This window comes from Klebsiella sp. 18074, assembly GCF_902705905.1.
Classification (GTDB): domain Bacteria; phylum Pseudomonadota; class Gammaproteobacteria; order Enterobacterales; family Enterobacteriaceae; genus Klebsiella; species Klebsiella terrigena.
Map to the genome: position 1 here is coordinate 45,852 of NZ_CACSIS010000005.1, position 14,020 is coordinate 59,871.

General features: G+C 57.4%; 11 protein-coding genes and 1 other annotated feature. Of the genes, 4 read left to right on the forward strand and 7 right to left on the reverse strand.

Translation table 11 applies throughout. The annotated features are described in order from the left end of the window. Window positions 1-97: 97 nt before the first annotated feature. From recR to GVK32_RS06705, 5 genes are all read right to left on the reverse strand, one after another. Window positions 98-703, reverse strand: coding sequence for a recombination mediator RecR (gene recR, locus GVK32_RS06685; RefSeq protein ID WP_041144365.1), 606 nt, complete (start codon window positions 701-703; stop codon window positions 98-100). After that, window positions 703-1,035, reverse strand: a complete 333-nt coding sequence (locus GVK32_RS06690) for a YbaB/EbfC family nucleoid-associated protein (protein WP_041144364.1) — start codon at window positions 1,033-1,035, stop codon at window positions 703-705. The genes recR and GVK32_RS06690 overlap by 1 nt, the downstream gene beginning before the upstream one ends. A 57-nt stretch (window positions 1,036-1,092) precedes the next feature. After that, window positions 1,093-2,997 carry a DNA polymerase III subunit gamma/tau gene (dnaX, locus tag GVK32_RS06695; protein ID WP_159866492.1) on the reverse strand — a complete coding sequence of 635 codons (1,905 nt, stop codon included), beginning with the start codon at window positions 2,995-2,997 and terminating at the stop codon, window positions 1,093-1,095. After that, window positions 1,696-1,760 (reverse strand) — a sequence feature (DnaX frameshifting element). (Overlaps the previous gene by 65 nt.) Before the next feature lie 92 nt (window positions 2,998-3,089). Continuing rightward, window positions 3,090-3,641, reverse strand: coding sequence for an adenine phosphoribosyltransferase (apt, locus tag GVK32_RS06700; RefSeq protein ID WP_159866495.1), 552 nt, complete (start codon window positions 3,639-3,641; stop codon window positions 3,090-3,092). 150 nt (window positions 3,642-3,791) lie between these two features. After that, window positions 3,792-4,169, reverse strand: a complete 378-nt coding sequence (locus GVK32_RS06705; RefSeq protein WP_041147537.1) for a DUF454 family protein — start codon at window positions 4,167-4,169, stop codon at window positions 3,792-3,794. Window positions 4,170-4,238: 69 nt separating this feature from the next. Between GVK32_RS06705 and priC the strand changes: the two genes are divergently transcribed. Both priC and rsmS read left to right on the forward strand, forming a co-directional pair. After that, the gene (priC, locus tag GVK32_RS06710) at window positions 4,239-4,766 is read left to right on the forward strand and encodes a primosomal replication protein N'' (protein ID WP_159866498.1); all 528 of its coding nucleotides are present in this window, start codon (window positions 4,239-4,241) and stop codon (window positions 4,764-4,766) included. Between the two features lie 14 nt (window positions 4,767-4,780). Further along, complete coding sequence (rsmS, locus tag GVK32_RS06715; RefSeq protein WP_159866501.1) at window positions 4,781-4,957, forward strand: pleiotropic regulatory protein RsmS; 177 nt, start codon at window positions 4,781-4,783, stop codon at window positions 4,955-4,957. Window positions 4,958-4,996: 39 nt separating this feature from the next. Here rsmS and mscK read toward each other — a convergent pair whose 3' ends face one another. Next, window positions 4,997-8,341 carry a mechanosensitive channel MscK gene (gene mscK, locus GVK32_RS06720; protein WP_159866504.1) on the reverse strand — a complete coding sequence of 1,115 codons (3,345 nt, stop codon included), beginning with the start codon at window positions 8,339-8,341 and terminating at the stop codon, window positions 4,997-4,999. A gap of 142 nt (window positions 8,342-8,483) precedes the next feature. Further along, entirely contained in the window at window positions 8,484-9,134 is a 651-nt protein-coding gene (acrR, locus tag GVK32_RS06725) for a multidrug efflux transporter transcriptional repressor AcrR (protein WP_159866507.1), read from the reverse strand. A gap of 142 nt (window positions 9,135-9,276) precedes the next feature. On the opposite strand from acrR, the gene acrA reads away from it, so the two are divergent. Both acrA and acrB read left to right on the forward strand, forming a co-directional pair. Next, a complete protein-coding gene (acrA, locus tag GVK32_RS06730; protein ID WP_123706798.1) occupies window positions 9,277-10,458 on the forward strand; it encodes a multidrug efflux RND transporter periplasmic adaptor subunit AcrA in 1,182 nt (393 codons plus the stop codon). Window positions 10,459-10,492: 34 nt separating this feature from the next. Continuing rightward, complete coding sequence (gene acrB, locus GVK32_RS06735) at window positions 10,493-13,639, forward strand: multidrug efflux RND transporter permease subunit AcrB (protein ID WP_159866510.1); 3,147 nt, start codon at window positions 10,493-10,495, stop codon at window positions 13,637-13,639. Window positions 13,640-14,020: the final 381 nt, after the last annotated feature.

Sequence of the window (14,020 nt, forward strand, 5' to 3'; positions counted from 1 at the left end):
GGGAGGAAAAGTTTTCAAGCAACGGCCGCGAAAAATGCCCGAATGCGCGAAATAATTCAGGCTGCGGGCGACGCACGCCAACAGCCTGAATGTCGGACTAAAGCCGGATCTTATGCCGTCCGGCGAGGGAGTGCGACAGCGTGGTGCCGTCAACCATCTCCAGCTCGCCGCCAACCGGCACGCCGTGGGCGATTCGACTGGCCTCGACGCCGTACTGCGCGCAGAGTTCGGCAATGTAGTTCGCGGTCGCTTCGCCTTCCACCGTTGGGTTGGTGGCGAGGATCACTTCCTGCATCGATTCGTCACGCAGCCGCTGCTCCAGGCGGTCAAGCCCGATGTCATCCGGTCCAATCCCGTCAAGCGGCGACAGGTGGCCCATCAGGACGAAGTAGCGGCCGGAAAACTGCCCGGTCTGCTCGATGGCATAGATGTCCGCTGGACTCTCCACCACGCAGATCTGCCCGTTCTCCCGGCGGCGCGGATTGCTGCAAATATTGCACACCTCCTGCTCGGTGAAGGTGCGGCAATCGGCACAGTGGCCGATTTCCGACATGGCGCGCGTCAATGACTGCGCCAGACGCATCCCGCCGCTGCGATCGCGCTGAAGTAGCGTAAACGCCATGCGCTGCGCCGACTTTGGGCCAACGCCCGGCAGACAGCGCAGTGCTTCCATAAGCTGAGTTAACAGCGGGCTGGTTTGCATCAGAACGGCATCTTAAAGCCAGGCGGCAGCTGCATACCGGAAGAGACGGAGGCCATTTTCTCTTTCTGGGTCTCTTCAATGCGGCGAGCCGCATCGTTGAAGGCCGCAGCCACGAGGTCTTCGAGCATATCTTTGTCATCTTCCAGCAGGCTTGGGTCGATCTCCACGCGACGGCAGTTGTGCGCGCCGTTGATGGTGACTTTTACCAGCCCTGCGCCGGATTCACCGGTCACTTCCAGCCTGGCAATCTCTTCCTGCATCTGCTGCATTTTGTCCTGCATCTGCTGGGCCTGCTTCATCAGGTTACCCAGGCCGCCTTTTCCACCAAACATAGGCTTCTCTCTCAGTAGGTCATCGTTAAGGATGATGATGGCAAGTCGAACTTGTCATCAAATGGGGCGAATACTCTCTTCATCCAGGTCTGCATCGAAGAATCGACGCAGCGTCTGGATGTTGTTATCCGCAATAATCGCTTCACGCGCCTGCGTGAGCTTCTCTTCATAAATTGCCTGCCGCCACTCCAGCGGCGTGCGCATCGCAGGATTATCGTCTTCCACGATGGTCAGTTCAACCGCTGCGCCGTATAAAACGCCGAGCGCTTCCGCCAGCTTTTGCTGCGCGCCAGCGGAGTTGAGATGCCGCTGGCTCGGACGCAGATGCAGGCAGATACGGTTACCGTCCTGCTCTTTCCACGCGTTGAGCGCCACCTGCTCGACCAGCTTCGGCACCGCAAGCTGGTTAACTTCCGCCGCCCAGCTATCGCGTTCGACCGCTTCAGCGGCAAGCTTTACCGCCAGCTCCGGGGTTTTCTCATGCTCCAGCGCTTTCTTCAGCGCCTTCGGCGTGGCGACTTCTTCCTTCACCGTTTCGACGACGGTCGTCGATTTCCAGCGATAGGCTTCTTTCTTCGTCGGGGCCTGCTCCAGCGCCGCTGCAGCAGGTCGGGCCTGCACGCGCTCGGTAATCGAACTCAGACGCTCCAGCGCAGCGTTATTCACCGGCCGCGCGCGGGATGCGGCTGCCGGTTCACTCTTTTTTGGGCTGGGTGCTCCCTGATTACGCTGCAGATGGCTCCGCGCCGCCAGTACCTGGCTGGTGTTCTGCGGCAAATTCTGCGGCGGCGCCTGAACCGGCGGCGCCGCTGCGGGCTGCGGAGGTGCGGCGGCGATGGTCTGCACCGGCCGGACCTCCGGCTCGGGCAGCGGCTTATGCGGATGGAAAGCCAGCGCGCGCAGCAGGGTCATCTCAACGCCCATGCGCCGGTCAGGGGCATAAGGCAGCTCTTTACGGCCAATCAGCAGCGTCTGATAGTATAGCTGTACATCGGCAGGCGGGACGGTGCGCGCAAGCTCGCGCATGCGCTGCTCTATCGCGGCCATATCGGCGCCCAGCGCCGAGGGCGACAGCTGTACCATCGCGATGCGGTGCAGCAGGCTCTGCATCTCGACCAGCAGCGCCTCCCACTCAACGCCGCGCGACGCAGCCTCGTTAACGCCGGCCATCACCCGCTCGCCGTCGGCGGCTACCAGCGCCTCAATTAATGAGAGCGCCTGGTCGTCGTCCAGGGTGCCAAGCATCGCGCTGACCGACTCCGTCGTCAGGCGACCATCACCGCTGGCAATGGCCTGATCGGTGAGGCTCAGGGCGTCACGCAGGCTGCCGTCCGCCGCACGCGACAGCAGCTGCAGCGCGCGGGATTCAAAGGTAATCTGCTCTTCGCCGAGGATATGCTCAAGCTGATGGCGGATCTGCTCGACGTCCAGCGCCTTCAGATGGAACTGAAGGCAGCGCGACAGGATCGTCACCGGCAGCTTTTGCGGATCGGTGGTGGCCAGCAGGAATTTGACGTGTGCGGGCGGCTCCTCCAGCGTCTTTAACAACGCGTTGAAGCTGTGGCGCGACAGCATGTGGACTTCATCAATCAGGTAGACTTTGAAGCGGCCACGGGCTGGCGCGTACTGAACGTTATCCAGCAGATCGCGGGTATCTTCGACTTTCGTCCGCGAGGCGGCATCGATCTCTATCAAATCGACGAAGCGCCCCTGCTCTATTTCACGGCAGTTGTCGCACACGCCGCACGGCGTGGCGGTGATGCCGGTTTCACAGTTCAACCCTTTTGCCAGCAGGCGCGCAATGGAGGTTTTACCCACCCCGCGGGTGCCGGAAAAGAGATAAGCGTGATGGATGCGCCCTAACGACAAGCCGTTCGCCAGTGCGGTCAGCACATGTTCCTGGCCGACGACGTCAGCAAAGGTTTGTGGGCGCCATTTACGGGCTAAGACCTGATAACTCATGGGCTGGCTCTGAAACGCTGGAAGGTGAAATCACGAAGGGGCCATGCTATCACAGCCCCGCCGGATCGGCGAGGCTATGTATCGGGAAATGCTTAGTGACCCGGGAACGGAACCAGGCTGTAGCTGTTGATGCCCAGCTTATCCAGACGCTGCTCGCCGCCCAGATCGAACAGGTTGATGACGAAAGCAGCATCCTGCACTTCACCGCCCAGACGGCGGATCAGCTTCACGGTCGCATCGATGGTGCCGCCGGTCGCCAGCAGATCGTCAACCACCAGCACCTTGTCGCCTTCTTTGATGGCGTCAACGTGGATTTCCAGGCTGTCGGTGCCGTACTCGAGCTCATAGCTCTCGGAGATAGTTTCCCGCGGCAGCTTACCCGGTTTACGTACCGGAACGAAGCCAACACCCAGCGCCAGCGCAACCGGTGCGCCAAACAGGAAACCGCGCGCTTCGGTACCCACCACCTTGGTGATGCCGGCATTTCTGTAACGCTCGGTCAGCAGCTCGATGCTCAGGACATAGGCCTGCGGGTCCTCCAGCAAGCTGGTGACATCACGGAAAAGAATACCCGGTTTCGGATAGTCCTGAATGCTTTGGATGCTGTTCTTCAGATATTCAAGCTGCTGTGCAGTTGCGGTCATAAGTTTATGCCTGATAAAAACGGTGTTACTCACGGACGCGCCAAACGGGCCAGGGAAACATTTGATTAACCTTTGACCAGGCGTACCCGCGCTCGAAAACGCTCGAATTTACTGACTGTCAGCGACAATTGCAACAGGCATTATGGCGCATCAGTGCTTTTGTTGCTTTGCATCAACCACCGGAATACGCCACATAAATATCAGCAGGCAGGCCAAAATCACCAGCAGCATGATGCGTACCCACGTAAGCTTAACCAGCCACAGGGAAATGGCAAAGGTCAGTATAATCATCGCTATCGCCCGCGGCTTGGCGCCGGGCGGCATGGCGCGGTGCTGCTGCCAGTGGCGCAGGTAGCCGCCAAACCACGAGCGATACAGCAGCCAGTGATGAAAACGCGGCGATGAGCGGGCAAAGCACCAGGCCGCCAGCAGAATAAACGGCGTCGTCGGCAGTAAAGGCAGGAAGACGCCCAGCGTTCCCAGAACTACCGCCAGCCAGCCAATGATGATTAAAATAATACGTGGCATAATGCGAATCGTTATCAAGCAGATGTGGCTACTGTAGCATAGTTGCTTATCAAACCAGGGAGGAGTTATTTGAAAACAACCCGGCTTTTACACTCGCTGGAAGAGCAGCTTGCCCGGCTGGCCGCAGAGGTCGCGCCGCTGGCGAACCATGCAACGCTGAGCGCCCGCTTCGATCGCCAGCTGTTCCGAACTCGCAGCACGCTGATGCAGGCCTATCTGGATGAAGCCCAGGATAATTTTGCCAAATTACAGCAGGCCGTCGCCCACCAGCAGCTGCCGCAGGTTGCCTGGCTGGCAGAACGCCTGAGCGCGCAAATTGTCGCCATCAGCCGCGAGACGGCAACCTGGTCACTGCGCAGCTGGGACAGCGCGGCATCGGGGCTGGGCCGCTGGCAGCGGCGTCGGCTGAAGCACCAGGAGTATGAGCGCCGCCTGCTGGCCATGCGCAACGATCGCCAGCGGCAGTGGCTGCAGGCGACGACGCTCGATGAGCAGCAGCGCCTGGCGAAAGAGGTGGAGGCCTATGCCGGACGCCTGGCCCGCTGCCGCGATGCGCTGGAAAAAATAGAGAGCGTGCTGGCACGCATGACGCGCTAACGGAAGGAGTGAGAATGTCGCTAGAAAACGCCCCGGATGAAGTCAAACTGGCCGTCGATTTAATCATGCTGCTCGAAGAGAACCAGGTCAGCCCGCGCACGGTGCTCGGCGCGCTGGAAATCATTCGCCGTGATTATGAAACCAAGCTAAAAAACGCGCCGGGATCGGCGCAGAGCAACAAGGAACAGTAGCGGGCTGCGGGGCGGCGCATCGGCCGCCCCGAGAGTCAATTAGCCGAGCGCCGGGGAAGGATCGTCCCCTTTAACTTCACGCTTCAGCTCCGTCACCTCATCACCCTTTTCATTACGCAGATGAACTTCCAGCTGGTTGAAGGCGATGTTGATGTTGTTTTCACGGCACAGGCGATCGATGGTGCGGTTCAGCTCGTCCACGGTGTAGCTGCGATCGCGCAGTTCGCGAACGTAGAGACGCAGTTCGTGATCCAGCGTGCTGGCGCCAAAGGTCGTGAAGAAGACCGCCGGCGCAGGTTCAGGCATCACCTTCGGATGCTCGTGCGCAGCCTGCAGTAGGATCTCCTTCACCTTATCCAGATCCGAGCCGTACGCCACGCCGAGGCGGATGACGACGCGGGTAACGGTGTCAGACAGCGACCAGTTGATCAGACGCTCCGTCACGAACGCTTTATTCGGAATGATCACCTCTTTACGGTCAAAGTCGGTAATGGTGGTCGCGCGGATGCGGATCTTGCTGACGGTGCCGGAGAAGGTCCCGATGGTAACCGTATCACCGATGCGTACCGGGCGTTCAAAGAGGATAATCAGGCCGGAAACGAAGTTACCGAAAATCTCCTGCAGGCCAAAGCCCAAACCTACCGACAGCGCGGCCGCCAGCCACTGCAGTTTGTCCCACGATACCCCCAGCGAGCCAAACACCGTCATCGCGCCAATGGCGATAATGGCGTAGTTCAGAATCGAGGTTATCGCATACGACGTCCCCTGGCGCATATTGAGCCGCGACAGGATCAGCACTTCCAGCAGGCCCGGCAGGTTGCGGATGAGCGCCCAGGCCACCATCGAGGCCACTATCGCAAACAGCAGGCTGCCCATGGTGACGCTTTTTACCACGTTGACGCCGGCTTCGGTGCCGTTGTAGTGCCACAGGGTGATGCTGTCGAGATAGGCAAATACGGTGATCAGATCCGACCAAATTGCCCAGAACAGGATGCCGAACAGGGCGATCATCACCAGCATGGTGATACGCAGCGTTTGCTGGTTGACCTGCTCCAGCGCAATCGTCGGCTCCTCCTGCGGCTCGGCGCCTTCGGCGCCCTCTTTGACCTGGTGCTGACGGCGAGCCAGCGCGCGACGCCAGGCGATACGACGGGCCGCCACGCTCAGGCCGCGCAGCACGGTCTGATACAGCAGATTCCACAACATCACCAGATAGACGGTTTCAATCCAGCGGCCGGCAAGGCGCAGCGTGGTATAGAAGTAGCCGGTCGCGGTAAGCGCCATCAGCGCAATGGGGACAATCGACAGCACGGTGACGGTCGCCAGGCGCAGGCTGTGCGACTCCTTGTCGCGCCAGCTTTCGCGGCACATCGGCCACACCAGCACGGCGATAAGCAGCAGGTTCATAAAGATAGCGAACTGCCCCAGCACGTCGTCCATCAGATGCAGCGGAGAGAGTTCGGAGATGACCGACCACAGGTTCAGCGGCAGCAGCGCCAGGCTGACGCGGACAATCTGCCGACGCCAGTGGCTGGTGAGCTGCGGCGGCATATTGAAGTGGCTTACCGCCACGCCGTCTTTTTCCAGAACCTTCCAGCACAGGCCAAACACCAGCCAGAACAGCGCCAGCTTCTTGCTGTAGGCCCACAGCAGATCGCTGATATTGAGCTGCATCGTCAGCAGAATCAGGCCCGCGGCGAGGATCAGCAGCACCACCGGCAGAGCCCTTATCAGATCGATCAAAATCGCTTTTGGCGTATGCAGCTGGGTATCGTTACGCAGCTGCCCGACCTGCGATGCCAGCTTTACCTGGTAGCTGCGCAGCCACTGCAGGCGCCAGCGGATAAGGCCGGCAATCAGCAGCAGCGGCAGCCCGGCAAGGAAGGCCACAAAGACGGCGGGCCAGGCTTTTTCCCAGTTTACAGTGATTTTCATCGCCTTAAACTGTCCTTTCAGCGCTTCAGGGAAGGATTTGATCCACTCCCAGTCCATGGGCTTGTTGCTGTTAACCCAGAAAATTTGCTGGGTCAGGATGGCTTTCAGGGTGCTGGAGACGCTCATCAGCTGCTGCTGGTTAATCTGCAGGTTGATCGCCATCATCAGCTGATTACCCAGCTGCTTGTTGAACTGATCGAGCAGCTCACGGCGCATATCCACCACGTCCAGCAGGGCGTCGTGGACTTCCTGATTCACGTCGCTGCTGTGCCCTTCTTCCAGTTTTGCGACGTAAGCGTCGCTCTGGAACAGGGCGTCGCGCTGCTGGTTAACCTCAAATTGTTCGAGGCGCAGGTCGGCGATGCGGTTGGTCATATCCTCCAGCTCGTCGGCAGACGGCAGGGTCTGCTGCTGCTGGTAAAGGATACGCGACAGCAGCAGGCTGCCTTTGAGGACCGAAATCTGTTCTTTAATATCGCGTTCCGACTGCAGCGCGCGATCGAGCCAGTTTTTGACCTTAATATTGCGCTGCACCAGCTGGTTGCCGTTTTCAGTCGCCGAAATCAGCCTCTGGCTAAGCTGGTGGTTAATCTCCAGCTCCTGCTTCACCAGCGGATTGGCCTGAATGCGTGCGGTTTCATCAGGCGTCACCGCTTCCTGCGCGGTTTTTTCCGTCAGCGTCAACCGCTTGCTGTTAACGGCTTCCTGCAGCAGCTGCAGCTGATGCTCCAGACGGTTGCTGTTGGCGCTGACGTAGTCCCGCTGCTTCTGCAGCGTGTCCTGCAGGACGGTATTCCCTTCCAGGCTTTTACGCTGCTGGTCGATCTGCGCGTTCAGCAGCGCCTGCTGCGTCAGCAGAAGCCCCTGCTGGGTTGGACGCAGGGCCTCTTCCCCCACCGAGGTGCCGTTCAGCCGGTTACGGATCTGCTGCAATTGCTGGGACGCCGAGTACATCGCGTTCTGCACGCGCTCCGGCTGGGTTTGTAAAGCAACCAGCTGGCTGTTGTACGTCGCCAGATCGTTCTGAGCATTTTGCAGTTCGTCGAGAGTCTGGGTGACGCGGGCTTCCAGTTGACGGAGCGACAGCGATGCCAGCGTCTTGCGCGTGGCCTCATCGTCAGGCACATCGCCGAGCGCGTTCAGGCCATCGACCGCCTGGCGCATTTTCGCCGGGGCCTGATCGACCTGCTGGCGCAGCTGGGCCGACTCCGACTTGATGCGCTCAATTTTATCGAGCGTTTCGAGGGTTTGCGTCAGGTCCTGCTGAACCAGCTTGTCCTGGGGAGTGAGCTCTTTCTGCTTATTCAGCGTATTGAGCTGACTCTGCACTTCGGAGCGATCGGGTAAATCGGCCGCAAAGGCCCGCGTTGCGCCAAGGCTGCCAACGAAAAACATCAGTACAATTACAAAAGCGGAAATGGCGTTTTGCCAACGAATAGTATGCAGCATAGTGTTAACATGAATGATTGCAGAAGCCGGGGAATACCGGGGGTCGTCGCAGCGCGCAGAATAGCACTTCTACCTGCGCGCGAATAGCGGCGGATAGCGGCATTTTTTCGCGCTGCTTAAGGCCGCGAATTTAAGCGAAGCGCTAGAGCGCGGCTTCGGCTGGAGCCCGCAGTGAAGGGCAAAACTGATACATCTCGAGAAGCGTCTCGACAAATTCGCGCGCGTCTTTTTGCAGATCGAAAGAGTCAGGCGCAAATAACCAGTTTTCCATCAGGCCAGAAAGGTAGCTGCGCATTAAAATCGCCGCCCGCCGGGTTAATAAATTGGCCGGCAGCATCTTCGCCGCAATACATTCGTTAAGGGTGTGCTCGATGCGATCGTAGCTCTCGAGACAGAGGCTGCGCTGCGCCTCCTGAGCCACCGTCATCTCGCCCACAAACTCGCATTTATGAAAGATGATTTCCATCATCAGCCGCCGACGCTCTTCTGTCACCGTGGCTTCAAGAACATAGACTAAGATCTCACGAACAACTGACAGTGGATCGTTGGGGAATTTTGCCCGATACTCAACTTCGAGGTCACTAATGCTGGCCTCCGAAAGCACCCATATTTCACTAAATAAATCTGATTTATTCTTGAAATGCCAGTAGATAGCCCCCCTCGTCACCCCTGCAGCTTTTGCAATTGCTGCCAACGAGGTAGATGATACGCCTTGCTGCGAAAACAAACGCAGAGCAACGTCCAGAATGTGTTGCCGGGTTTCAAGTGCCTGTTGTTTGGTTTTTCGTGCCATAGGTCGATGAGTTTACAGAGGTTACGTTTACATACATTTATGAATGTATGTACCATAGCATGACCATAATAGAAACACAGCAGTGGGTTTGTGGTCGTTTGAGCCACTGAACAATTTGAAATTGGACACTCGAGGTTTACATATGAACAAAAACAGAGGGTTAACGCCTCTGGCGGTCGTTCTGATGCTCTCAGGCAGCTTAGCGCTAACAGGATGTGACGACAAACCGGCTCAACAAGGAGCCCAGCAAATGCCGGAAGTCGGAGTTGTGACGCTCAAATCCGCACCTCTACAAATCACCACCGAGCTGCCTGGCCGCACCAGTGCATACCGCGTTGCTGAAGTTCGCCCTCAGGTGAGTGGCATTATTCTGAAACGTAACTTCACTGAAGGCAGCGATATCCAGGCAGGCGTGTCCCTTTATCAGATCGATCCGGCAACCTATCAGGCCAGCTACGAAAGCGCGAAAGGCGACTTAGCCAAAGCACAGGCGGCGGCAAATATCACCCAGCTGACGGTTAAGCGCTACCAGAAACTGTTAGGCACCAAATACATCAGTCAACAAGACTACGACACCGCAGTTGCTGACGCTCAGCAGAACAATGCGGCCGTCGTGGCGGCAAAAGCTGCCGTGGAAACCGCGCGTATTAACCTGGCGTACACCAAAGTGACTTCGCCTATCAGCGGTCGTATTGGTAAATCGGCAGTGACGGAAGGTGCGCTGGTGCAGAACGGCCAGACCACCGCGCTGGCTACCGTTCAGCAGCTGGACCCGATCTACGTTGACGTTACCCAGTCGAGCAACGATTTCCTGCGCCTGAAACAGGAGCTGGCAAACGGTAAGCTGAAACAGGAAAACGGTAAAGCTAAGGTCGAGCTGGTCACCAGCGATGGTCTGAAGTATCCGCAAGGCGGCACGCTGGAGTTTTCTGACGTGACCGTTGATCAGACCACCGGTTCTATCACTCTGCGCGCTATCTTCCCGAACCCGGATAACTCCCTGCTGCCAGGTATGTTCGTCCGCGCGCGTCTGGAAGAAGGCACCAACCCTGACGCACTGCTGGTACCACAGCAGGGTGTAACCCGCACTCCGCGCGGTGATGCCAGCGTAATGGTGGTGGGCGAAGGCGATAAAGTCGAGGTTCGTCAGATCACGGCAACGCAGGCGATTGGCGATAAATGGCTGGTCACTACCGGGGTGAAATCGGGCGATCGCGTCATCGTTACCGGGCTGCAAAAAGTAAAACCAGGCGTGCAGGTGAAAGCGCAGGAAGTAGCCTCTGACGATAAGCAGCAAGCTGCAAGCAACGCTCAGTCAGAGTAAACCAGGTCTTAACTTAAACAGGAGCCGTTAAGACATGCCTAATTTCTTTATCGATCGCCCCATATTCGCATGGGTGATCGCCATAATAATCATGCTAGCTGGGGGACTTGCGATCCTGAAGCTGCCTGTCGCGCAATATCCAACGATTGCGCCGCCGGCGGTGACAATTTCCGCAACCTACCCTGGTGCTGATGCGAAAACGGTGCAGGATACCGTCACGCAGGTTATCGAACAGAACATGAACGGTATCGATAACCTGATGTACATGTCCTCCAACAGTGACTCAACCGGTACGGTTCAGATCACGCTGACCTTCCAGTCCGGTACCGACGCGGATATCGCGCAGGTGCAGGTGCAGAACAAACTGCAGCTCGCTATGCCGCTGCTGCCGCAGGAAGTACAGCAACAGGGCGTGAGCGTGGAGAAATCCTCCAGCAGCTTCCTGATGGTTGTCGGCGTTATCAACACCAACGGCACCATGACGCAGGAGGATATTTCCGACTACGTTGGCGCTAACATGAAGGATGCGATCAGCCGTACGTCAGGCGTGGGCGACGTTCAGCTGTTTGGTTCCCAGTACGCGATGCGTATCTGGATGGATCCGAACAAGCTGAACAACTTCCAGCTGACGCCGGTCGATGTCATTAGCGCCATTACAGCGCAGAACGCCCAGGTTGCAGCCGGTCAGTTAGGCGGTACGCCGCCGGTGAAAGGCCAGCAGTTGAACGCTTCAATCATTGCGCAAACGCGTCTGAAATCTGCGGACGAATTTAGCAACATCCTGCTGAAAGTGAACCAGGACGGTTCGCAGGTTCGCCTGCGCGATGTGGCGAAGGTCGAGCTCGGTGGCGAAAACTACGACATCATCGCTAAGTTTAACAACCAGCCGGCTTCCGGTCTGGGTATCAAACTGGCGACCGGCGCTAACGCGCTGGATACCGCAAACGCCATTCGCGCTGAACTGGCGAAAATGGAGCCGTACTTCCCGTCAGGCCTGAAGATTGTTTACCCGTATGACACCACGCCGTTCGTGAAAATCTCTATTCATGAAGTGGTTAAAACGCTGGTTGAAGCAATTATCCTGGTCTTCCTGGTTATGTACCTGTTCCTGCAGAACTTCCGCGCCACGCTGATTCCAACCATCGCGGTTCCGGTGGTCCTGTTAGGGACATTCGCCATCCTCGCCCTCTTTGGCTTCTCGATAAACACCTTAACCATGTTTGGTATGGTGCTGGCGATAGGCCTGCTGGTGGATGACGCCATCGTGGTGGTAGAAAACGTCGAGCGCGTTATGGCCGAGGAGGGGCTCCCGCCGAAGGAAGCAACCCGTAAATCCATGGGCCAGATCCAGGGCGCGCTGGTCGGTATCGCGATGGTACTGTCGGCGGTATTCATCCCGATGGCCTTCTTCGGCGGCTCAACCGGCGCGATTTATCGTCAGTTCTCCATCACTATCGTTTCGGCGATGGCGCTGTCGGTACTGGTGGCATTGATTCTGACTCCGGCGCTGTGCGCCACGATGCTGAAACCTATCGCTAAAGGCGGTCACGGCGAGCACAAAGGCTTCTTTGGCTGGTTTAACCGCATGTTCGATAAGAGCACCCACCACTACACCGATAGCGTAGGCAACATCCTGCGCAGTACCGGTCGTTATCTGGTGCTGTATCTGATCATCGTTGTCGGAATGGCATTCCTGTTCGTTCGTCTGCCGAGCTCGTTCCTGCCGGATGAAGACCAGGGTGTATTCCTGAGCATGGCGCAGCTGCCTGCTGGTGCCACCCAGGAGCGTACGCAGAAAGTGCTGGATGAGATGACGGACTACTACCTCACGAAAGAGAAAGCCAACGTTGAATCCGTGTTCGCGGTTAACGGCTTTGGCTTCGCGGGTCGTGGTCAGAACACCGGTATTGCGTTCGTTTCTCTGAAAGACTGGAGCGAACGTCCGGGCAGCGAGAACAAGGTTGAAGCGATTACCGGTCGTGCGATGGCGCGCTTCTCGCAGATTAAAGATGCGATGGTCTTCGCCTTTAACCTGCCGGCTATCGTCGAGCTGGGTACCGCAACCGGCTTTGACTTCCAGCTGATCGACCAGGGTGGCTTAGGCCACGAAAAACTGACCCAGGCGCGTAACCAGCTGTTTGGTGAAGTGGCGAAGCACCCTGACCTGCTGGTCGGCGTGCGTCCGAACGGCCTGGAAGATACTCCGCAGTTCAAGCTGGATATCGATCAGGAGAAAGCACAGGCGCTGGGCGTATCCATCAGCGACATCAATACCACGCTGGGCGCAGCCTGGGGCGGTAGCTACGTCAACGACTTTATCGACCGCGGTCGCGTGAAGAAGGTGTACGTGATGTCCGAAGCGAAATACCGCATGCTGCCAGAAGATATTGGCAACTGGTACGTTCGCGGTAGCGACGGGCAGATGGTGCCGTTCTCGGCCTTCTCAACGTCGCACTGGGAGTACGGTTCACCGCGTCTGGAACGCTATAACGGTCTGCCGTCGATGGAAATCCTCGGTCAGGCGGCTCCAGGTAGAAGTACCGGTGAAGCCATGAACCTGATGGAAGAACTGGCGGGCAAGCTGCCGGCTGGCGTTGGCTACGACTGGACCGGTATGTCCTATCAGGAACGTTTGTCCGGTAACCAGGCTCCGGCACTGTATGCCATCTCGCTGATTGTGGTATTCCTGTGTCTGGCAGCGCTGTATGAAAGCTGGTCGATTCCGTTCTCGGTTATGCTGGTTGTACCGCTCGGGGTTATCGGCGCGCTGCTGGCCGCAACCTTCCGCGGCCTGACTAACGACGTCTACTTCCAGGTGGGTCTGCTGACCACCATCGGCCTGTCGGCGAAGAACGCGATACTTATTGTAGAGTTCGCCAAAGACCTGATGGATAAAGAAGGCAAGGGCCTGATTGAGGCGACGCTGGAGGCGGTACGTATGCGTCTGCGTCCAATCCTGATGACCTCGCTGGCCTTTATCCTCGGGGTTATGCCGCTGGTTATCAGCTCCGGCGCAGGCTCCGGCGCGCAGAACGCCGTAGGTACCGGCGTAATGGGCGGGATGGTCACCGCGACGGTTCTGGCAATCTTCTTCGTGCCGGTATTCTTCGTGGTCGTTCGTCGCCGCTTCAGCAAGAAAACGGAAGATATTGAGCACAGTCATCCGACCGGGCATCATTAATCTCTGAACTCAGGGCCGCATTTGCGGCCCTTTTTTTATCGATGAAAGCGCACACAATGTGATTGTTTAGCGGATGTTCTGCTATATAATCAGCAAAGATATGACGTAACCTATTTTTACCGGATTATTCTTCACGGTTTTACCCTTCGGCCTCACTCAGAATATTCTTAATACCAACGTTATCCGTGGCTGCCGACGGGCGCATGACAAAATAACCTGCTAAACCAATGATCCATAAGGTGTGCTTTGCGATAGCCATCACCTTGATATGCTGCGGTATAATAGAGCCCGATGCTTTAAGATAAATTAAGGGTAATAATTGTAATTTTTCGTAATAGCACGGTGAAATCTGTTTAAGAGTGGATTATAGTTAAATCAACA

What these genes read in the sequence shown, in the direction of transcription:
- recR (WP_041144365.1), bottom strand. Translation starts at nt 703, where the DNA reads ATGCAAACCAGCCCGCTGTTAACTCAGCTTATGGAAGCACTGCGCTGT.
- GVK32_RS06690 (WP_041144364.1), bottom strand. Translation starts at nt 1,035, where the DNA reads ATGTTTGGTGGAAAAGGCGGCCTGGGTAACCTGATGAAGCAGGCCCAG.
- dnaX (WP_159866492.1), bottom strand. Translation starts at nt 2,997, where the DNA reads ATGAGTTATCAGGTCTTAGCCCGTAAATGGCGCCCACAAACCTTTGCT.
- apt (WP_159866495.1), bottom strand. Translation starts at nt 3,641, where the DNA reads ATGACCGCAACTGCACAGCAGCTTGAATATCTGAAGAACAGCATCCAA.
- GVK32_RS06705 (WP_041147537.1), bottom strand. Translation starts at nt 4,169, where the DNA reads ATGCCACGTATTATTTTAATCATCATTGGCTGGCTGGCGGTAGTTCTG.
- rsmS (WP_159866501.1), top strand. Translation starts at nt 4,781, where the DNA reads ATGTCGCTAGAAAACGCCCCGGATGAAGTCAAACTGGCCGTCGATTTA.
- mscK (WP_159866504.1), bottom strand. Translation starts at nt 8,341, where the DNA reads ATGCTGCATACTATTCGTTGGCAAAACGCCATTTCCGCTTTTGTAATT.
- acrR (WP_159866507.1), bottom strand. Translation starts at nt 9,134, where the DNA reads ATGGCACGAAAAACCAAACAACAGGCACTTGAAACCCGGCAACACATT.
- acrA (WP_123706798.1), top strand. Translation starts at nt 9,277, where the DNA reads ATGAACAAAAACAGAGGGTTAACGCCTCTGGCGGTCGTTCTGATGCTC.
- acrB (WP_159866510.1), top strand. Translation starts at nt 10,493, where the DNA reads ATGCCTAATTTCTTTATCGATCGCCCCATATTCGCATGGGTGATCGCC.